This window comes from Parabacteroides sp. PF5-6, from assembly GCF_029504695.1.
GTDB lineage: Bacteria > Bacteroidota > Bacteroidia > Bacteroidales > Tannerellaceae > QVMG01.
Window position 1 is genome coordinate 357,216 of record NZ_JAQFIN010000002.1, and the last position, 17,824, is coordinate 375,039.

The 17,824-nt window shown below is 47.2% G+C and carries 19 protein-coding genes, 1 tRNA gene and 2 pseudogenes; 13 read left to right on the forward strand and 9 right to left on the reverse strand.

Translation table 11 applies throughout. The features are described from left to right. Window positions 1-12: 12 nt before the first annotated feature. The 4 genes from M2133_RS03580 to M2133_RS03595 all read left to right on the forward strand — a co-directional run bounded on the left by M2133_RS03580 (window position 13) and on the right by M2133_RS03595 (window position 3,618). Window positions 13-1,095: a histidine kinase gene (locus tag M2133_RS03580; protein WP_277464728.1), complete on the forward strand. Its 1,083-nt coding sequence runs from the start codon at window positions 13-15 to the stop codon at window positions 1,093-1,095. Then, window positions 1,076-1,837, forward strand: a complete 762-nt coding sequence (locus tag M2133_RS03585) for a LytTR family DNA-binding domain-containing protein (protein ID WP_277464594.1) — start codon at window positions 1,076-1,078, stop codon at window positions 1,835-1,837. Before M2133_RS03580 ends, M2133_RS03585 begins: the two co-directional genes overlap by 20 nt. Window positions 1,838-1,960: 123 nt before the next feature. Then, window positions 1,961-2,584, forward strand: a complete 624-nt coding sequence (locus tag M2133_RS03590; protein ID WP_277464595.1) for a DUF6088 family protein — start codon at window positions 1,961-1,963, stop codon at window positions 2,582-2,584. Further along, complete coding sequence (locus M2133_RS03595; protein ID WP_277464729.1) at window positions 2,581-3,618, forward strand: nucleotidyl transferase AbiEii/AbiGii toxin family protein; 1,038 nt, start codon at window positions 2,581-2,583, stop codon at window positions 3,616-3,618. The genes M2133_RS03590 and M2133_RS03595 overlap by 4 nt, the downstream gene beginning before the upstream one ends. On the opposite strand, the gene M2133_RS03600 is transcribed toward M2133_RS03595, so the two are convergent. Further along, window positions 3,611-5,227, reverse strand: coding sequence for a S41 family peptidase (locus tag M2133_RS03600; protein WP_277464596.1), 1,617 nt, complete (start codon window positions 5,225-5,227; stop codon window positions 3,611-3,613). The two genes, M2133_RS03595 and M2133_RS03600, sit on opposite strands and share 8 nt — an antisense overlap. A gap of 114 nt (window positions 5,228-5,341) precedes the next feature. Between M2133_RS03600 and M2133_RS03605 the strand changes: the two genes are divergently transcribed. From M2133_RS03605 to M2133_RS03620, 4 genes are all read left to right on the forward strand, one after another. Then, on the forward strand, window positions 5,342-5,959 hold the full coding sequence (locus M2133_RS03605) for a hypothetical protein (protein ID WP_277464597.1): 618 nt from the start codon (window positions 5,342-5,344) through the stop codon (window positions 5,957-5,959). Next, complete coding sequence (locus tag M2133_RS03610; RefSeq protein WP_277464598.1) at window positions 5,956-6,744, forward strand: nucleotidyl transferase AbiEii/AbiGii toxin family protein; 789 nt, start codon at window positions 5,956-5,958, stop codon at window positions 6,742-6,744. Before M2133_RS03605 ends, M2133_RS03610 begins: the two co-directional genes overlap by 4 nt. Before the next feature lie 5 nt (window positions 6,745-6,749). Continuing rightward, a complete protein-coding gene (locus M2133_RS03615; RefSeq protein ID WP_277464599.1) occupies window positions 6,750-7,271 on the forward strand; it encodes a GNAT family N-acetyltransferase in 522 nt (173 codons plus the stop codon). Between the two features lie 244 nt (window positions 7,272-7,515). Further along, a complete protein-coding gene (locus M2133_RS03620) occupies window positions 7,516-7,830 on the forward strand; it encodes a multidrug efflux SMR transporter (RefSeq protein WP_277464730.1) in 315 nt (104 codons plus the stop codon). A 15-nt stretch (window positions 7,831-7,845) separates the two neighbouring features. Here the strand turns inward: M2133_RS03620 and M2133_RS03625 are convergent, their stop codons facing one another. After that, entirely contained in the window at window positions 7,846-8,307 is a 462-nt protein-coding gene (locus M2133_RS03625) for an Lrp/AsnC family transcriptional regulator (RefSeq protein WP_277464600.1), read from the reverse strand. Between the two features lie 172 nt (window positions 8,308-8,479). Between M2133_RS03625 and M2133_RS03630 the strand changes: the two genes are divergently transcribed. Further along, on the forward strand, window positions 8,480-9,760 hold the full coding sequence (locus M2133_RS03630; RefSeq protein WP_277464601.1) for an O-acetylhomoserine aminocarboxypropyltransferase/cysteine synthase family protein: 1,281 nt from the start codon (window positions 8,480-8,482) through the stop codon (window positions 9,758-9,760). On the opposite strand, the pseudogene M2133_RS03635 reads toward M2133_RS03630, so the two are convergent. Together M2133_RS03635 and M2133_RS03640 are read right to left on the reverse strand one after the other, a co-directional pair. Next, a pseudogene (locus tag M2133_RS03635) lies at window positions 9,757-9,899 on the reverse strand (beta-glucanase); the annotation flags it as partial. The gene M2133_RS03630 and the pseudogene M2133_RS03635 overlap by 4 nt on opposite strands. A gap of 298 nt (window positions 9,900-10,197) precedes the next feature. Beyond that, a tRNA-Met gene (locus M2133_RS03640) sits at window positions 10,198-10,271 on the reverse strand. Between the two features lie 188 nt (window positions 10,272-10,459). On the opposite strand from M2133_RS03640, the gene M2133_RS03645 reads away from it, so the two are divergent. The 4 genes from M2133_RS03645 to M2133_RS03660 all read left to right on the forward strand — a co-directional run bounded on the left by M2133_RS03645 (window position 10,460) and on the right by M2133_RS03660 (window position 15,384). Next, window positions 10,460-10,843 (forward strand): START-like domain-containing protein, encoded by a 384-nt coding sequence (locus M2133_RS03645; RefSeq protein ID WP_277464602.1) that lies wholly within the window; start codon window positions 10,460-10,462, stop codon window positions 10,841-10,843. Window positions 10,844-10,947: 104 nt separating this feature from the next. Next, window positions 10,948-12,858: an LptF/LptG family permease gene (locus M2133_RS03650; RefSeq protein ID WP_277464603.1), complete on the forward strand. Its 1,911-nt coding sequence runs from the start codon at window positions 10,948-10,950 to the stop codon at window positions 12,856-12,858. 41 nt (window positions 12,859-12,899) lie between these two features. Further along, the gene (locus M2133_RS03655; RefSeq protein WP_277464604.1) at window positions 12,900-14,114 is read left to right on the forward strand and encodes a bifunctional 3,4-dihydroxy-2-butanone-4-phosphate synthase/GTP cyclohydrolase II; all 1,215 of its coding nucleotides are present in this window, start codon (window positions 12,900-12,902) and stop codon (window positions 14,112-14,114) included. Window positions 14,115-14,190: 76 nt separating this feature from the next. Continuing rightward, a complete protein-coding gene (locus M2133_RS03660; protein ID WP_277464605.1) occupies window positions 14,191-15,384 on the forward strand; it encodes a pyridoxal phosphate-dependent aminotransferase in 1,194 nt (397 codons plus the stop codon). A gap of 127 nt (window positions 15,385-15,511) precedes the next feature. Here M2133_RS03660 and M2133_RS03665 read toward each other — a convergent pair whose 3' ends face one another. The 5 genes and pseudogenes from M2133_RS03665 to M2133_RS03685 all read right to left on the reverse strand — a co-directional run. Next, window positions 15,512-15,826 (reverse strand): type II toxin-antitoxin system RelE/ParE family toxin, encoded by a 315-nt coding sequence (locus M2133_RS03665; protein ID WP_277464606.1) that lies wholly within the window; start codon window positions 15,824-15,826, stop codon window positions 15,512-15,514. Then, on the reverse strand, window positions 15,811-16,059 hold the full coding sequence (locus M2133_RS03670; protein ID WP_277464607.1) for a hypothetical protein: 249 nt from the start codon (window positions 16,057-16,059) through the stop codon (window positions 15,811-15,813). The genes M2133_RS03665 and M2133_RS03670 overlap by 16 nt, the downstream gene beginning before the upstream one ends. 139 nt (window positions 16,060-16,198) lie before the next feature. Next, window positions 16,199-16,837, reverse strand: coding sequence for a porin family protein (locus M2133_RS03675; RefSeq protein WP_277464608.1), 639 nt, complete (start codon window positions 16,835-16,837; stop codon window positions 16,199-16,201). A 131-nt stretch (window positions 16,838-16,968) separates the two neighbouring features. Further along, window positions 16,969-17,232, reverse strand: coding sequence for an alpha-L-rhamnosidase C-terminal domain-containing protein (locus M2133_RS03680; RefSeq protein ID WP_277464731.1), 264 nt, complete (start codon window positions 17,230-17,232; stop codon window positions 16,969-16,971). A 6-nt stretch (window positions 17,233-17,238) separates the two neighbouring features. Next, window positions 17,239-17,472 (reverse strand): annotated as a pseudogene (locus M2133_RS03685) (family 78 glycoside hydrolase catalytic domain); the annotation flags it as partial. Between the last annotated feature and the right edge of the window lie 352 nt (window positions 17,473-17,824).

The window sequence follows — 17,824 nt, forward strand, 5'->3', positions numbered from 1 at the left end:
CTTTTGTCTGTCATGACCGATGCAGGAAAGAAATACGGAACGAAATACAGGTGGTCACTGGTTATCATATCGGTGGCAGTAAGCTTTCTGATTCATATTCCTGAGTTGATAGACTTACTGGGAGGGCTCGAGAACCACAATGTGTTTCCGGGTATTCAAACATTAGAAGTCATCAATGAAATCTTCTTTTCCTTCGTGGCGCTTCTTTTCCTTTTCTGGTTGACAACGGTCGTTTTCCGGTTCAACGAAACAACAGCAAAGATCAGTTGGCAAAAGCTCATACTTTCCTTTCTACTCTGTTGGCTGGCGAGTACGCTATTAAGCAATGCATTCTACCACTTGCATCAGTCGTTTGATATACTGGCTGTGCAATCTACCGCGCACCATTATCTACACCCCATTCGCGATTTTATTATTTCGGGCGTAGTGACCGGTAGTTGTTACATTATTTATATCACTCGCCGGCAGCAAAAGATCCTGTTGGAGAACCAGCAACTGAAACTCGAGAATATCCTCAGTCAGTACGAGTCGCTCAAGAGCCAATTAAACCCGCACATGCTTTTCAACTCGCTCAATACCCTGCGCTCGCTGATTCGCGAGGAACCGGTGAAAGCACAAAACTATACCCAGGAACTATCCAACGTACTTCGGTATATGCTCCAGGAGAACGATTCAAAGCATACCACGCTTGCCCGGGAACTTGAATTTATCGAAGGCTACACCTTCTTGTTGGAAATGCGTTACGAGGACAATCTCGTCTTTGAAATAGAAACCGACAAACATTTCAACAGTCACCTGCTTCCGCCAATGTCGTTGCAGGTACTGATAGAGAATGCCGTCAAGCATAATGAGATCAGCAACCGGCATCCGCTAAGAGTCAGCATCCGTACAACCGACGATGGTATGTTACATGTCTGCAATCCCAGACAACCCAAACGCACCGACAGCTCGGGCACGGGCATTGGACTGGACAATCTGGTGAAGCGCTACCATCTGCTTTTTGATAAAGAAATTACAATTGACAGGAATGAAAAGACGTTTTGCGTCAGCATTCCTTTAATAAATCCCGGCAACCATGAAAACACTGATCATTGAAGACGAAAAGGCGGCGGTCAACAACCTGAAAACCTTATTGACCGATATGGCGCCCCAATGCAGTATCGTGGGGATTGCCGATTCGATCGTTGAAAGCATCAAATGGTTACAGACGAACCCCATGCCGGACCTTGTTTTTATGGATATTCACCTGGCCGATGGTTCCGCTTTCGAGATATTCGAACATGTCACGATCAATTGTCCGATCATCTTTACCACCGCTTACGACGAATACGCGCTCCGTGCTTTCAAAGTAAACAGCATCGACTACCTATTGAAACCCATTGGAGAAAAAGACATGCAACGCGCCTTCGAGAAACTACGTTCATTCACAAAAGCCAACCCGCCGGAGAATCACTCACTATCGGAACTGATCCAATCGATGAACCGGCAAAAGCAATACAAAAATTACTTCCTCATTCCGAATAAAGGAAGTAAACTCCTGCCGTTGCCTACGGAGTCCATCGCCTGCTTCTACATCGAAAACGGAGTAGTAAAAGCACTTACCAAAGAAAATAACACCTTTATTATTCCACACACCCTGGAAGAACTGACGGACGACCTTGACCCCGCCCATTTCTTCCGTGCCAACCGGCAATATATCATCGCCAAAGAAGCGGTGAAAGATATGGATTACTGGTTCAACGGACGATTGTCCGTTAACCTTATCGTACCCACAAAAGATAAAATCCTGGTCACCAAATCACGGGTAAGTGAGTTCAAAGAGTGGTTCGGCAGGTGATCTTCAGGCATCACACTCTTTCTTTCAATCGTTACATGAACGATATCGCCGAGAATAAAGTCAAGAATATGTGGAATATGGATCCTGCAAGAACGGCAGATGCCACAAAAAAGTAGTAACTTTGTGGCAAAACTTAGATTTATGAGTGCAAACAGTTCTTATAAGGCGATGTACGACATTGTGGAACAAGCTAAAGATGGAACAATTATCATTCCTGATGATTTCATAACATGTGGCACTCCTGATGCTGTCCGTTCGGGATTAAGCCGTCTGTGCCGTAATGGAAAGCTGCATCGCTTTGCAAAAGGTATTTATTATATACCATTATATGATAAGTGGGATGGGACACTACGTGAACCATCACTGGATGCTATAGCCTTAAAGATTGCGCAAAGAGATAATGCACGCATCATACCAACCGGGGCCTACGCTCTCAATAAACTTGGTCTGTCTACGCAAGTTCCGGCTAATATCGTATATATAACGGATGGCTCTGCACGACAGGTCAAATTTGGTGAGGGGAAAAATATAACATTCCGCCATAGCAACGATTTAGGCAACTTTGCCTACCACTCTAAGCTGATGCAACTGGCCGTACTTGCCATGCGGGAAATTGGTGAAAAGGAGATAACGGAAGCACAAGTGACAAAAATAAAGAATATGATAACAGAACATGTTTCGGAACAAGACTTCAAACACGATATAGTGCTTGCTCCAACATGGGTAAAAACGATATTGCAACGGTGAAATTTATCGATTTGTCAGGAGAAGACCGCACGGATATACTCGACCGCGTTTCTACGGAGCTAAACATACGACAGCGGGAGGTAATTGAAAAGGACTGGTGGGTAACTGCAGTACTCCGCGCCATGTTTTGCCTGCCATACGCCAAGCACTTATCTTTCAAAGGAGGGACATCACTAAGTAAGTGTTGGCACCTGATTGATCGATTTTCGGAAGATATAGACATTGCCATTGACAGGGAATATCTTGGCTTCAGCGGTTCATTGTCAAAAACACAAATCAATGATAAATTGCGCCGCGCCACTTGTAGCTTTGTAAGAGAGACTATGCAGCACGATTTGACTGAACAGTTGCGTAAAAACGGCATCGCCGAAGACAAGTTCCGGGTAAATGTTGATATAACCCCCATCTCCACCACCGACCCGGAGACCATAAACATCAACTATGATTCCGTTTTGAGTTTTTCCATTGATAGAGAAGACGGCCTGTACGTACTTCCCAAAGTAAAAGTAGAGGTGAGTGGTAGGTCTATGAATGACCCGGTGAGCGAAGTATATCTTGACTCAATGATTGACCAAGTCTATCCGAAAGCACCTTTTACAGAACCGAAGTTCAATGTACGTGCTGTCCTTCCCGAACGCACTTTCCTTGAAAAAATATTCCTTTTGCATGAGGAGTTTGCCAAGCCAAAGGAACAGATTCGTGTGGAACGGATGTCACGACATATGTATGACATTGGCCAAATGTTGAAAACGCCAATAGCCAAACGTGCTACTGGCGATGCCAAACTTTACCGTCAGGTGATAGAGCATCGCCGCATTTTTATCGGTTTACATCGATTTGACTACGACACACTTTATTCGAAAACTCTTAACATCATTCCCCCATATTCCATTATAGACCAGTGGGAAGCTGACTACGAGAATATGCGCCTGCACATGATATATGGAGAATCCGTTTCATTTGAAGAGTTGGTAAGCAATCTCAAAGACTTGAATGATCAAATAAGAGATTTACATATACACTTCACTAATTAGATCGCATCTGATCCAACAAATAAAGGATCTCTGCATGCTTATCAAATTTATACTGTTGATAATCCGGGTAGGTGAGCATGATATCCGGCCAGAAGATATTAGCGCGACGATCGTTTACGGGCAGGAACAATTGCAGGGAATTGGAGATGGAGCCCTCCAGTTGAGTGGCCGGAAGGCGGAAAGGCGTTTGCTCCATATAGGTGTTCGGGGCTTGCATGCTGGGGACGCCGACTACGGTCGCTCCCATTTTCCAGAGATAAAAGGCAAAGTGAAAAGCCGCGCTGAAGGTCCATTCGTCTGTCAGTACGTATATCTTCCCTGGGTGATAAATCGGCTGCCCTTCTTGCTGGGTCAATACGTCGCGGTTGCTGCACATGCTTTGGTCGATGAAGCGCTGACGCAAGGAACGGATATCGCAGGTGTCACAGACCGCATTCTTTACCTTTATATAATCGCCCAACGCATAACTCCCACGATACATTTTATTCAACCGCTCAAGGCTTATATTCTGTTTCTTGAGGTATAAATCGGATACATATTTATAGGTAACGGCTTCCATATCGGTTTTCAGATACGCATCGCCATAGAGCTGGTAAAGTACAGGCAGGGTGATCGGCGTCCAGCCCCCTCCGTTTAGCCTCAGGTCGATAATCAACGCTTTGCTCTTATGCCTTTTCATCTCGGACAACAGATTATAAAACTCTTCCGACAAAGAAGGAACACCCGCTAACGCCGCCAACGTATCGGCCGGCATCTCTTTTTTCAACGTCCAATCATAGAAGCTCTTCAACTGATCGTATGCCCCCGGCCATCGACGATCGAGGACGTATTCGAAGTTCTCACGCGCCATGACGCTTGTCAGTTTGAAAAACATCACTTCTTTTCTCTCGTCCAGGAAGTTATATGAGAGATAGTTGCCCGCCGGTATTTTCTCCCATTCCGGGAGCTTCGCCCATTCCCGATTCAGCCACTCTTCGCGACCGATAAAAGGCAATACGAACGTTCTCTTTTCACCGTCAGCCGTTTCAACCGTCAGATTCACATTCTCCTGGGGTTCGGGAAACAATTTGGTATTGATATCCGGATGGGAAAAGCTGGCGGCCAGGTGTGCATAACTGCCAAACACATTCTCACTGGCTTCGATCGCCGCCGTTCGTTTAAGCAACTGATCGACCGAGCAATCGTTTATACGCTCCACACGACTCCCCAGCAGTTCTTTGTATTCATCCGGCAAGCCACTAAGTATCAACCCGTCGGGAATCACCCGCATCTGAAGAGGCAGATATCTTTTCAGGTCCCTCACCGACGACTGCGGAAGGCTCACATACGTATGCCCGTCCTGCAAGTTGGCCAGGAACTCGGAGACCTTATCGGCAAACTCGGAAACAGTATAATCCTTCGCCCCCAATTCATCCTTCAAAAGAGCAGCCTGCTCATGAAAGAAAACCTTCCCGCCAAAATGAGTGTACGGATCCGGATGACTATCTTCCAGCAGTTTCACCAGATACGTAAAATCAGCCACAAGCGAATCCCGACGAGAAACCTCCTGAGCAACACCGGAATAATTGATTATCAAACTCAGACAAACAAGGGCACAAAGCTTTTTCATCACACCATCTATTGATTCAATCACAAAGGTAAAAAAATCGGGCAATGGCTTTATAGGAGTTGTTGTTTTATTTCTATAATTCACTATATTTGCTGAATAATAGAAATAAAACGAATGAATTTCTTTGAATTTAAGGATAAGATGTTTGATTTGGCATGCTTTAATACCTATCAGGTATTCGCATGGCAACCGGATTTCGACCGTAATAACATCACACGCTGGCTAAAGAAAGGTTATCTTGTCCGGCTGAAGCAAGGTTATTATACCTTTCCCGAATACAAAGGGAAGCCGGACTATCCGCTCTACTTCGCCAACCGGATATACAGGCCTTCTTATATCAGTTTGCACACGGCATTATCCTTTTACGGGATGATACCGGAAGCCGTTGTGCAAATAACCAGTGTGACATCGCTCAAGACCACGGCTTTCACAAATGATTTTGGGGAATATTCCTATCATTCCTTGAAGAAGGATCTGATCTTTGGTTATGACCTGAAGCCTATGAAAGATAACCGAACGATACAGTTTGCAATGCCCGAGAAAGCCTTGCTTGACCTATTGTATCTTTATCCTTTCTATGACAACCAACAGGAAATGGAAGAATTACGGCTGGATGAATATTATCTGCAAAACGACCTCAATACCGAATTGTTTATGGAGTTTGCAGAAAGATTCCAAAGTAAAGCCCTCGACCAACGGATTAAGCTGTTATTCAAAACATACGACCTATGATACAGATAGAGCAAATCAAGAATTACTTCCCGGCACAGATCCGGGAAAATTCCATTTTCGACAAACATATCCTGAAAGAGTACCTGCAACTGATGATCATGGACTATCTTTCGTCCACAGCCTACATACAGAAGATTTCTTTTATCGGCGAGACGAACCTCCGTTTGGTCAAAGGGATCGACCGTTTCTCTGAAGACCTGGATTTTGATTGCAAAAAGCTTTCGAAGGAAGAATTTATGGAGATGACGGACGGGATAATCCAGTATCTTGAACGTTCAGGACTTCGTGTGGAAACGCGCGACAAAGACAATCCGAAATTAACAGCATTCCGACGCAACATTCATTTCCCGGAACTGTTGTTCGACTTAGGATTAAGCGGACACAAGGAAGAACGGTTTCTGATTAAGGTAGAGAGCCAGAATCAGGGAGTTGCCTATCAACCCGTCATGGCAGATATCAGGGGCTGTGGATTTTTCTTTCCGTTCCCGGTTCCATCGGATGGCGTCTTATGCAGTATGAAGATTACCGCCATGTTAGCCCGGGCGAAAGGTCGTGACTTTTATGACTTGATGTTTCTTTTGTCCCAGACTCAGCCCGACTATGATTTTCTGCAAAAGCGATGCGGGATCGGTAGCCTGCAGGAGTTCAAAGACGCGACAAACAAATTGCTTGAAACTATAGACTTAAACAAAAAACAGAGAGATTTCGAACATCTCCTCTTCAATAAAATAAATAGCACACGAATCTTACGATTCGGCGAGTTTATCAATGCAATAAAAGAATAAAACAAATGAACATAGAAACCACCCGCCTCCTGCTTCGGCCGATCGTGGAAAGCGATGCGGAGGAGATTTATGCGTACGCGCAGAATAAGAATGTGGGGATTCATGCCGGATGGGAACCGCATGGAAGTATCGAAGAGACTCGTGAGGTGATGAAAGTCGTCTTTCTCGGGCAAGAATCGGTCTTTGGCATGATCCTGAAAGAAACAGGTAAGCTATTCGGCACTATCGGCCTGATTCCCGATCCCAAAAGACAGAACGATCGCACGCGCATGCTCGGTTATGCCATCGATGAAGGGCATTGGGGCAAAGGATTGACGACCGAGGCTGTTCAGGCCCTGTTGCGTTATGGCTTCGAAGAACTGCGACTCGACCTGATCTCTGCTTACTGTTATCCGCACAACGAACGGTCGAAGAACGTATTAAAGAAGTCTGGCTTCCAATACGAAGGCCTGCTCAGCCTGGCCGAGCAACGCTACGACGGAGAGGTGCTGGATAACGAATGTTATGCGATAAAACGGGCAAAGTAAGGCTTTGCCACACTTTGCCATGCCGGTGGCAAAGTTTTGCCATGCAGTAGACAAAGTTTTGCCAAGGCGGTGGCAAAGTTTTGCCATGACGTAGGCAAAGTTTTGCCAAGGGGTGGCAAAACTCAATCCCGAGAAAAAACAAACGCAAATAGCCATCTTATCCCCTAAAACAAGTATCTTTGCCGCGTCGGACGACCGACCACAGCAGAAGAACAGATGGACGACCATCTACAGATCAACAGTTATGGCGTGGTTATTCCTTTTCTTAGGGGGTGTATTCGAAATCGGCTGGCCGCTTGGCTTCAAATTGGCCTCGGTAACCCCACACAAGTTTCTTTTCATCACAATGTCGGTTATCTCTATGGCGCTGAGCGGGTTCTTCCTCTACCTGGCCCAGCGAACGATCTCGATCGGCACAGCTTATGCCGTATGGACAGGCATCGGAGCGGTGGGCACACTCGCGATAGGCATTCTCTTTTTCAATGATTCAACGAGTCTGATGCGGCTCTTCTCCGCATTCCTGATCATCGTGGGTATCATTGGATTGAAGATCTTTTAGTAAGCTGTTCCCAACTCAAATGGATATGCCATAGTTATGCTTGATTTCGGCCATCACAAAGGTGCTGGTCAGCGACGCTAAACTATCGAGCGTACCCAATACGTTGAGAATAAACTCCTGGTAGGACTTCATATCCGGCGCATGGATTTTCAACAGGAAATCATATTGCCCGGATATGTTGTAACACTCGGTTACCTCGGGCACCTGCCGGATGAAATGAGAGAACTCCTCGGCAATCTCCCGGTTCAACCGGCTCAGTTTCACACTGCAGAAGACCACAAAGCCGCAATTCAGCTTCTCGGCATCCAGTATCGCAACGTATTTCTTGATATAGCCCTCCGCTTCGAGCCGCTTGAGCCGTTCGAAAACAGGAGTAGTGGAAAGATTAACCCGGGCGGCCAACTCTTTGGTGGTCAGTTTGGAGTTTTCCTGCAGTATCCGTAAGATCTGCAGATCGGTCTTATCTAAAGTATCCATAGAATAAAATTCTTTTTAGGTAGTCCATTGCCATCAACAACAGAACATACCCACTGATAGAAGAAGCAAATATAGTTATATCTTCCATATTTCATCATTTCGTTGTTTGATATTTCCACGCATCCTACCTTTGCCAGAAAGAAATACTAACAATCCTAACAAAAGAAAGGACATGGAAAGAAAACATTTACATTTCGAGACTTTGCAATTACATGCAGGACAGGAAGAACCGGACGCAACAACAGGCGCACGGGCAGTACCCATCTACCAGACCACCTCGTACGTCTTTCGCGATTCAGCACATGCTGCTGCCCGCTTTGGACTGACAGACGCCGGCAATATCTATGGCCGCCTGACCAATCCTACCCAAAGCATTTTCGAAGAACGCGTGGCGGCACTCGAAGGTGGGGTTGCCGGGCTTGCCGTAGCTTCCGGAGCGGCGGCGATAAGCTATGCCTTCGAAAACATCACACAGGCAGGCGACCATATCGTATCGGCACAAACCATTTACGGAGGTACCTACAACCTGCTGGCAAACACATTACCCGCCTACGGGATAACCACCACCTTTGTCGATCCCTCCGATCTCTCCCATTTCGAGCAAGCCATTCAGGAGAATACCAAAGCGATCTTTTTTGAGACACTCGGCAATCCCAACTCAAACATTATCGATATCGAAGCCGTCGCCGCCATAGCCCATGCCCATCAGATACCGCTTATTATCGATAATACATTCGGCACGCCCTACCTGATCCGCCCGATTGAACATGGAGCGGATATTGTGGTACATTCGGCCACTAAATTCATTGGAGGCCATGGTTCATCCCTGGGTGGAGTGATTGTCGATGCCGGACGATTCGATTGGGAAGCTTCCGGGAAGTTCCCACAACTGATAGAGCCCGATCCCGGTTATCATGGCATCCGCTTCACGCAGGCAGCAGGAGCGGCCGCCTATATCACCCGCATCCGGGCGGTTTTATTGCGTGATACGGGAGCTACGATCAGCCCTCTCAATGCTTTCCTATTATTGCAAGGATTGGAAACACTTTCGTTGCGGGTGGAACGGCATGTCGAAAATGCGCTTAAGGTTGTGGAGTTTCTGAGAAATCATCCGAGAGTAAGGAAAGTCAACCATCCGGCATTAGTCGAGCATCCCGACCATGCCTTATACAAAAGATATTTCCCACAAGGTGCCGGTTCTATCTTTACGTTTGAGATCGAGGGAGGCGAACAGGAAGCTCACCGCTTTATCGACCGCCTGAAGATCTTCTCGCTGTTGGCCAATGTAGCCGATGTGAAGTCGCTGGTTATTCATCCGGCCACGACTACCCACTCGCAACTGAGCGAACAAGAACTATCCCGACAGGGAATCACACCGGCAACTGTCCGGCTTTCTATCGGAACGGAGCATATCGAAGACCTCCTGGCGGATCTGAAGCAGGCGTTGCTTTAGTCGCCAATCGTCCAACGATCCTGCCAGCGCAAGACGGGAAGTCCATCTTCATACTGAATGGGCAACCAGATATAGCGTGATCCGACGGATGTTTCGGGCGCCAGCGGTCGGCCATAAAGATGAAACAGTCTTTCCGGCCAGATCGCACCGGGAACAATCTCTTGCCCCTGGACCGCATGCGCCAGAAAAAAACAAAAACAAAACAACAAAAGACGGTTTACCTGTATCATTATAGTATATCTATTAAATGAATTACACACAGATTGATTTACAAAGGAAACAACATCACCGCACCCATCGAAGCCCACCGGGTATGTTTTGCAGTATAGCATGCAACACATACTACGGATTACGGGATGACCCCGGATAGGCGCCCCTTTGGCACCCCACCAAACACAAAAAAAGCAGCCACCTTTCAGTAACTGCTTCATTTTTCGTAGCGAGACCCGGGATTGAACCGGGGACCTCATGATTATGAATCATGCGCTCTAACCAGCTGAGCTATCTCGCCATTTGCGGAATGCGGGGGCAAAAGTAGAGGTTATTTTTTGCTTTTGCAACCTTTTTCAAAAAAAAATAGCGCCCGAAAGGAGATGTCTTTGAGAAAGAGGGAGAATTAAGATGCATTTTTAATGGGGGGATATTAGCAGATTACATTTTTTCTCTGTACCTTGTGCGCAATATAAAATGATGGAGCCGATGAAAAAGGAGAAGTTTCATATAGAGTACGTTTTTGACAAAGTCTCGCGGCGTAGCCTGTGGAACCATGTGACGACCCCCCCCGGATTGTCTGCCTGGTTTGCAGATGATGTATTTATCAACAATTCGATTTATACCTTCAAATGGGATAAAGACGAAGAAGAGGCCGAGGTGATTTCGGTCAAACCGGAAATTAGTGTGCGCTACCGTTGGGTGGAAGATGAAAATGAGAACAGCTATTTTGAATTTAAGATCCATACGGTAGAACTGACCGGAGCAACGGCTTTGGAGATCACCGATTTCGCCGAACCGGATGAGAAAGAAGACGCAATCGATCTTTGGGATTCGCAGGTCGAAATGCTTAAGCGTACGTTAGGGATTTAGTTTAGTTTCACAATGTTCTGTACGCATCCTATCGTTTTTTGCACTACTTTTGCGCTTTCAACCCGAAATTGGCAATGTTGAGAATAAAACGATTATACACATTCATGTTTCAGACTTTTCTGCCGTTGTTCATTATGACCTTCGGTATTTGTCTGTTTATTGTGTTGATGCAGTTTATCTGGCGTTTCATCGATGACCTGGTTGGGAAAGGGTTGGAGATGACCGTCCTGGCAGAGATGTTTCTGTATGCCGCCCTGTCATTGATTCCCATGGCACTTCCTTTGGCTATTCTGCTTGCTTCGTTGATGACTTTCGGAAATCTGGGTGAACAGTTGGAGCTGTTGGCGATGAAATCGGCCGGTGTTTCCCTGATCCGGATTATGAAACCGTTGATTATCCTGATGGTCTTTGTGAGTGTCGGGGCTTTCTTCTTCCAGAACAACGCCATGCCTGTGGTCCAGGTAAAATTATACTCTCTGCTTTATGGTATTCGTCAGAAATCGCCGGAACTGGATATTCCGGAAGGCTCTTTCTATGGGGAGATTACCGGATACAATGTATATGTAAAGTCTAAAGATAAAAATACCGGATCATTGAAAGACATGATGATCTATGATTATTCCAATGGCTTCAATAACGCGCGGGTGATCCTGGCTGATTCGGGCCGGCTGAAGACTTCGGAAGATAAATTGTTCCTGGTATTAACGCTATTCAATGGCGAGTCGTTTGAGAACCTGAACAAAGAGACCTCATCGGCCCGACGGGGACAAACGGCTGTGCCTTACCGGCGGGAGACTTTCGGCACAAAAGAGTTTTTGATCGAGTTCGATGCTAATTTCACACCGACAGACGAAGGTTTCTTGCAAAATCAATATATCGGAAAGAACCTGACCGACCTGCAAACGTCCATCGATTCGATGACGGTCCGGCTCGACAGCATGAAAACCGTCAATTCCAAAGGCATATATGACAATTCGTATAAAAGAAACTTTGTCAACCGCGACCATAATCCGGATGAAACGCCAGAGGCAGTGGATCGATTTCAGGAGATTCTGAAAACCGCCAAAGCGGAAAAGAAAGAAACGATCAACCTGCACTTTGAGGAAATCTATAATGCCAAGACTCCGGCCGATAAAGCGACCTTGTTAAACCGGGCAAAAAATTCGGCGGAGAATGTCCGGCAGGATTATTATATAAGAGCAACCACGATCGGAGGAGAAGCCGCCAAGATGCGCCGCCATCAGACCGAATGGCATAAGAAATTCACGATCTCGGCCGCTTGTCTGCTCTTTTTCTTTATCGGTGCGCCTCTGGGGGCGATCATTCGGAAGGGGGGATTGGGTGTTCCGGTGATTATCTCCGTTCTTTTGTTTATCTTCTATTACATTATTGATAATATGGGTTACAAGATGGCCCGCGACGGGGTTTGGGCTTCCTGGGAAGGGATGTGGCTGAGTGCGGCCGTCCTGACTCCGATGGGCGTGTTCCTGACCTATAAAGCCGTAAACGACTCGGTGATACTCAATGCAGACACTTATATCAACGCATTGAAAAACCTGATCGGCAAACGTTCGAACCGTAAGGTCGAGATGAAAGATGTGATCATCTTCGCACCCGACTACGAAGCGGTCGCCGCCAAATTACATCTGCTATTCGATCAGACGCAGAACTACATCACCAAACATACACGCTGGATCAATTATTTCACTTTCTGGAAACAGGGAGGAAAAGACGACTCGGTAAATGTTTTGTCCGATCAGGTGGAAGAAATCGTGGAAGAGTTGGCCAATTCCGACCAAATCCTGATCTTGAACAAACTGATGGACTACCCGATCATGTCCGGATACAATCAGTTGAATATCCGTATCACGCCAAAGATCGGGATGGCGATTGCTATATTCTTCCCGGTGGGGCTGCCGATCTACCTGTTGGCCATCTACAAACGCAAGCTTTTACTTCACGATGTGAAAGTCGTACAACGAACAAGCCAGGAGTTACTCGATATGTTCAAATAAATGTCGTACTTTTGCAGCGAACTTAAACAAAGGCAAACGACATGAGCGAAATCAAATTAAATACGATAGAAGAGGCAATTAAAGACTTCCGGGAAGGGAAGTTTTTGATTGTGGTCGACGACGAAGACCGCGAGAACGAAGGCGACTTTATCATCGCCGCCGAGAAGATCACGCCGGAAAAGGTAAACTTTATGCTGACCGAAGGCCGGGGGGTATTGTGCGCACCGATCACTGAAGAGCGTTGCCAGGAATTGGAACTGGAGATGCAGGTACAACAAAATACCTCGATCTACGACACCCCTTTCACGGTGACGGTCGATAAGATCGAAGGTTGCACGACAGGCGTTTCGATGGCCGACCGGGCCCTCACGATCCTGGCCCTTGCCGATCCGAACACCAAACCGACCGACCTGGCACGCCCGGGACATATCAACCCGTTGCGCGCCCGCTCCCGCGGGGTACTGCGTCGTTCGGGACATACGGAAGCGACCGTCGACCTTGCCCGTTTAGCCGGGCTCTATCCCGCCGGCGCCTTGATCGAGATTATCAATGAAGACGGAACGATGGCGCGCCTGCCGGACCTGATCAAAGTATCCCGGAAATTCGGCATCAAGATTATCAGCATCCGCGACCTGATCGCTTATCGTTTGCAGACCGAATCGATCGTTGAGAAAGGCGAAGAGGTCGATATGCCGACCGAATACGGCCATTTCCGGTTGATTCCTTTCCGTCAGAAGAGTAATGGGCTGGAACATATCGCTTTGATCAAAGGAGAGATTGAAAAAGGAGAGCCGGTATTGGTGCGCGTACACTCGTCGTGTGCTACCGGGGATATCTTCGGATCGCTGCGCTGCGAATGCGGCGAGCAATTGCACAAAGCCATGCAGATGATCGAAGAAGAAAGCAAAGGAGTCGTGGTTTACCTCAACCAGGAAGGCCGCGGCATCGGATTGATGGAGAAGATGAAAGCTTACAAACTGCAAGAGCAGGGACTGGATACGGTTGATGCCAATCTTCATCTGGGTCATCAGGCCGATGAACGCGATTATGGCGTAGGTGCACAGATCCTTCGGGCTGTTGGTGTGACGAAGATGCGGCTGATGACCAACAACCCGGTCAAACGGGTCGGACTCGAAGCCTACGGACTGACTGTCGATGAGGTGGTACCCATCGAGATCACGCCCAATCCGTTCAATGCGTTCTATATGAAGACCAAAAAAGAGCGCATGGGACACCAATTGCACAATATTAAATAACAAAAAGATTGCTTTTAGACGAATTATGATTAATTTTGTCGCGCATTGTTTAATATTTACATAAATAATTAGTCGTATGACGCAAGTATCAGATCGTTTAGCAAGTTTGTCGCCTTCGGAAACCCTGGCGATGTCGCAAAAGAGTCAGGAATTGAAGGCTCAGGGAGTAGATGTGATCAATCTAAGTGTGGGAGAACCCGATTTCTTCACGCCTGATCATATTAAAGAAGCTGCCAAGAAAGCCATTGACGACAATTTCTCGTTCTATTCTCCGGTTCCGGGATATATGGATCTCCGGAAAGCAATCGTCGACAAGCTGAAGCGGGAGAACGATCTGGACTATACGGCGGATCAGATCATTGTTTCCGGCGGAGCCAAGCAATCGGTATGTAACGTATTGCTTTGTGTGGTAGGCCCCGGCGACGAGGTGATCGTTCCCGCCCCTTATTGGGTGAGTTATGTGGAGATGGTGAAATTGGCCGAAGGAAAGAATGTGATTGTCGAAGCCGGCATCGAGCAGGACTTCAAGATCACGCCGGCACAGTTGGAAGCCGCCATCACCCCGCGCACCAAAGCGTTGATCCTTTGCTCACCTTCCAACCCGACAGGCAGTGTCTACAGCCGCGAAGAGCTGAAAGGCCTCGCCGAAGTATTGGCCAAACACCCGAACATCGTGGTGATTGCCGACGAGATCTACGAACATATCAACTATGTAGGACGCCACGAGAGCATCGCTCAGTTCCCTGAAGTCAAAGACCAGGTAGCGATCATCAACGGAGTGTCTAAAGCGTATGCAATGACCGGATGGCGTATCGGCTTTGTTGCCGCTCCGCTCTGGATTGCCAAGGCTTGCAATAAGTTGCAAGGACAATATACCTCCGGTCCCAGCTCGATCGCACAGAAAGCGTCGGTAGCTGCTTTTGCCGGCGACCAAAGCTGTGTCGAAGAGATGCGCATCGCTTTCCAACGCCGCCGCGACCTGGTAGTCGATCTGTGTAAAGATATTCCGGGCATGAAACTGAACGTTCCGCAAGGTGCCTTCTATCTCTTCCCCGAGGTTGACTCGTATTATGGTAAAAGCTTTGGCGACCGCCGGATCAACGACGCGGGCGACCTGGCGATGTACCTCTTGGAAGAAGGCCACGTAGCCACCGTAGGCGGAACTGCTTTCGGCGCGCCGAAGTGCCTGCGCTTCTCTTATGCCACCTCCGACGAGAACCTGATCGAAGCCATCGCCCGCATCAAGAAAGCCCTGGCGGCATTGAAATAATTCGCCCCAAAACAAACTTACAAGAATAAATCCAAAAAGCTATTCCTTCCGGGGGATAGCTTTTTTATATGACTTAATCCTTCCAATGGAACCACCTGGCCGCCTTTATCTGCCTGATCCTGGCGGTTTATTTTGTTTTTATGAAGTAGGATTTCAATTTCTGTGGATCTTGCCGGCAATCCCATAAGACCAATACCTCTACTTTCTTCCCATCATATTGATAAAAGAGCATATAGTCGGGATGTGGAATGATGTAGCGGATATTCTCTTTTTCGGTCTTCCCGCCTATTGTCGGGCTTTGCGCAACCAAAAGAAGATCTTTCTTAAATGCGTCATAGAGCTTTCGGCTATACTTGCTGTTCCCATTGCGTGTGCGATAATAAGAAAGCGTTTCATGCAAAGTCGACTTGGCGTCCTTAGTCCAAATTATTCTGCGAGCCATTTCTCTACTTCTACGTCTAAGTCCTCTTGATCTATCAGTTCGCCGTTTTGCAGTTGTTGTTCCGCCAAATTGATTCTTTCTTTCAGTTCCTTTGAGAAATACAAGACATCTTCTTTCTCTTCCGATGCGGTTCGATTCAATAGGTGTTGGATCTTTTCCAATACCTTTTGATCATCCGTTTGTATTAATTTCCGGATAAGCGATTGTTTTAGTGCTAACTCAACGGTAGTCATAGTCTTGCTTTTTATATCTTAATCTCAAAGATACAATAAATTGCTTTCTTTTCGGTGGTATTTTAGAAACATTAGTACTTCACGGTCAAAGTACAAATGCTCAGGGAGGGCACTTTCTACGTAAAAGAGGGACTTTCCCCTACCGAAAGAAATAGCCCAGGGAGAAGGTGACGTTGTTTTGGAAGACGGAGGATTCGCCTTCGCGTTTGACGGCACGGCGGTCGAGGGTGCCGAGGTTGGAGTTGATCGAGAAGAAGTAACGGTTGTATTCGACGGCGAAGCCCATGTTTACGCCCAGGTCGAACGGTTTGAGGTCTTTTTCTTCCGAGTGGCCGAAGGTGAGTTTGACATCGGTTTCCCGGCTGCTCATCTCGCCGAAGAGCGCAAAGTCGAAAGAAGGACCGGCATAGAGGCTGATACGGAAATCATAGAAGGGGAACGTAAAAGCGATGTTCAACGGAATATTCAAGGAGTTGTACCAGCATTTGTTGAATAAAGCCATACCTTCCAGATCCGCTCCCGAATACCAGGACCCGCCTTGATTGACAAAGGCGATCTCGGGACGGAAAGAAAGACGTTTGTAGATGAAAGTCAAAGGGATATCCGCCATACCGGCCACGCTAAAGCCCATTTTGGATCCCGATTCATATTTTGTGCCCACTTTCTGCACAAGCGAGGCGTACGAACCGCCCGCCCTTACTCCAAAATCAACCTTTTGGGCCGAAAGAGAAGTCACAACAAGCCCTATCACCAACCATATAAGCCCTACCTTCCTCATATCTCTCTATTTATCTGGCACAAAGATAGTGAAAGCCGAGCGCAGAAGCAAACTTGTTTGCTTATGCCGAGGCGCATCCTATCTTCGATTTGCAGGAACAAAGATAAGCACAGTAAACGAGAAACCATGATTTATTCCACCACAAATTCGTAACAACCCGATTGCAATTCCAATACAACCTTCCCATCAGCAACAGTCCGGAAAGTGACCGCTTCGGAGAGACCGGTCGGGCGATCCTTCTCCTTCACTTGTTCCAACGTCACCGCCGGCAGATAAAGCGTGGCGGAGGTGTTTGCCGGAACGACAAAACGATAATGATATTTGTCGCCTTTCTTTTCCCAGCTACTCTCGATGCGTCCGTACATCGAATCGTAATGCCCCCGGGCGTAGGTCATCTCGCCGGTCGGGATAGACAGGAAATTCGCAAACGTCGACCAAGTGATATTCTCCCAAAGCTTATTGACTTTCGCGTTAGAGGTCGCGTAGGCCGATGCCAACTCATGGATAGAGCTGATCACTTCCCCTTTGACCGCCGTAAGCGGAAGGGCTTTGTCGATCCCCGTAATCTCAAGGAAGCGATAGCCGTGGAACGTGAAACGAGGCTGGATCACCTCCTGCCCACCGCGTGCGATATAGCATACTTGTTTTATATTTTTTGACGGATTAAATATCAGAAAAGTTTCGCACCCCCCTTTCACCTTTCACCCAACAGCCAGATCCCTGTATTGATCAGCGTTTTGGGTGAAGGATTGAAGGAGGATGAAAGCTCCCCGGAAAAGGCCGCCGGAGTTTTGCAAAAGGCCGGCGGCCTTTTCTAAAAGGCCGGCAGGGTTTTTCCAAAGGCCGGCGGCCTTTTTTGGGAAGGTCTGTCGTTCTTTTAAGACATTATTTTATCTTTCACCCGAAACGTTGATCAATACAGGGATCTGGCGACCAGGTGAAAGGTGAAAGGGGGGTGCGAAACTTTTATGTGGTAAACTACCGGAA

Excerpts from the sequence above, each read along its gene's own strand:
- M2133_RS03655 (WP_277464604.1), top strand. The coding sequence starts at position 12,900 with ATGAGCGAAATCAAATTAAATACGATAGAAGAGGCAATTAAAGACTTC.
- M2133_RS03580 (WP_277464728.1), top strand. The coding sequence starts at position 13 with ATGACCGATGCAGGAAAGAAATACGGAACGAAATACAGGTGGTCACTG.
- M2133_RS03615 (WP_277464599.1), top strand. The coding sequence starts at position 6,750 with ATGAACATAGAAACCACCCGCCTCCTGCTTCGGCCGATCGTGGAAAGC.
- M2133_RS03585 (WP_277464594.1), top strand. The coding sequence starts at position 1,076 with ATGAAAACACTGATCATTGAAGACGAAAAGGCGGCGGTCAACAACCTG.
- M2133_RS03670 (WP_277464607.1), bottom strand. The coding sequence starts at position 16,059 with ATGACTACCGTTGAGTTAGCACTAAAACAATCGCTTATCCGGAAATTA.
- M2133_RS03610 (WP_277464598.1), top strand. The coding sequence starts at position 5,956 with ATGATACAGATAGAGCAAATCAAGAATTACTTCCCGGCACAGATCCGG.
- M2133_RS03630 (WP_277464601.1), top strand. The coding sequence starts at position 8,480 with ATGGAAAGAAAACATTTACATTTCGAGACTTTGCAATTACATGCAGGA.
- M2133_RS03645 (WP_277464602.1), top strand. The coding sequence starts at position 10,460 with ATGAAAAAGGAGAAGTTTCATATAGAGTACGTTTTTGACAAAGTCTCG.
- M2133_RS03625 (WP_277464600.1), bottom strand. The coding sequence starts at position 8,307 with ATGGATACTTTAGATAAGACCGATCTGCAGATCTTACGGATACTGCAG.
- M2133_RS03680 (WP_277464731.1), bottom strand. The coding sequence starts at position 17,232 with ATGACCTACGCCCGGGGGCATTACGATTCGATGTACGGACGCATCGAG.
- M2133_RS03600 (WP_277464596.1), bottom strand. The coding sequence starts at position 5,227 with ATGAAAAAGCTTTGTGCCCTTGTTTGTCTGAGTTTGATAATCAATTAT.
- M2133_RS03665 (WP_277464606.1), bottom strand. The coding sequence starts at position 15,826 with ATGGCTCGCAGAATAATTTGGACTAAGGACGCCAAGTCGACTTTGCAT.
- M2133_RS03675 (WP_277464608.1), bottom strand. The coding sequence starts at position 16,837 with ATGAGGAAGGTAGGGCTTATATGGTTGGTGATAGGGCTTGTTGTGACT.
- M2133_RS03650 (WP_277464603.1), top strand. The coding sequence starts at position 10,948 with ATGTTTCAGACTTTTCTGCCGTTGTTCATTATGACCTTCGGTATTTGT.
- M2133_RS03660 (WP_277464605.1), top strand. The coding sequence starts at position 14,191 with ATGACGCAAGTATCAGATCGTTTAGCAAGTTTGTCGCCTTCGGAAACC.
- M2133_RS03605 (WP_277464597.1), top strand. The coding sequence starts at position 5,342 with ATGAATTTCTTTGAATTTAAGGATAAGATGTTTGATTTGGCATGCTTT.
- M2133_RS03620 (WP_277464730.1), top strand. The coding sequence starts at position 7,516 with ATGGCGTGGTTATTCCTTTTCTTAGGGGGTGTATTCGAAATCGGCTGG.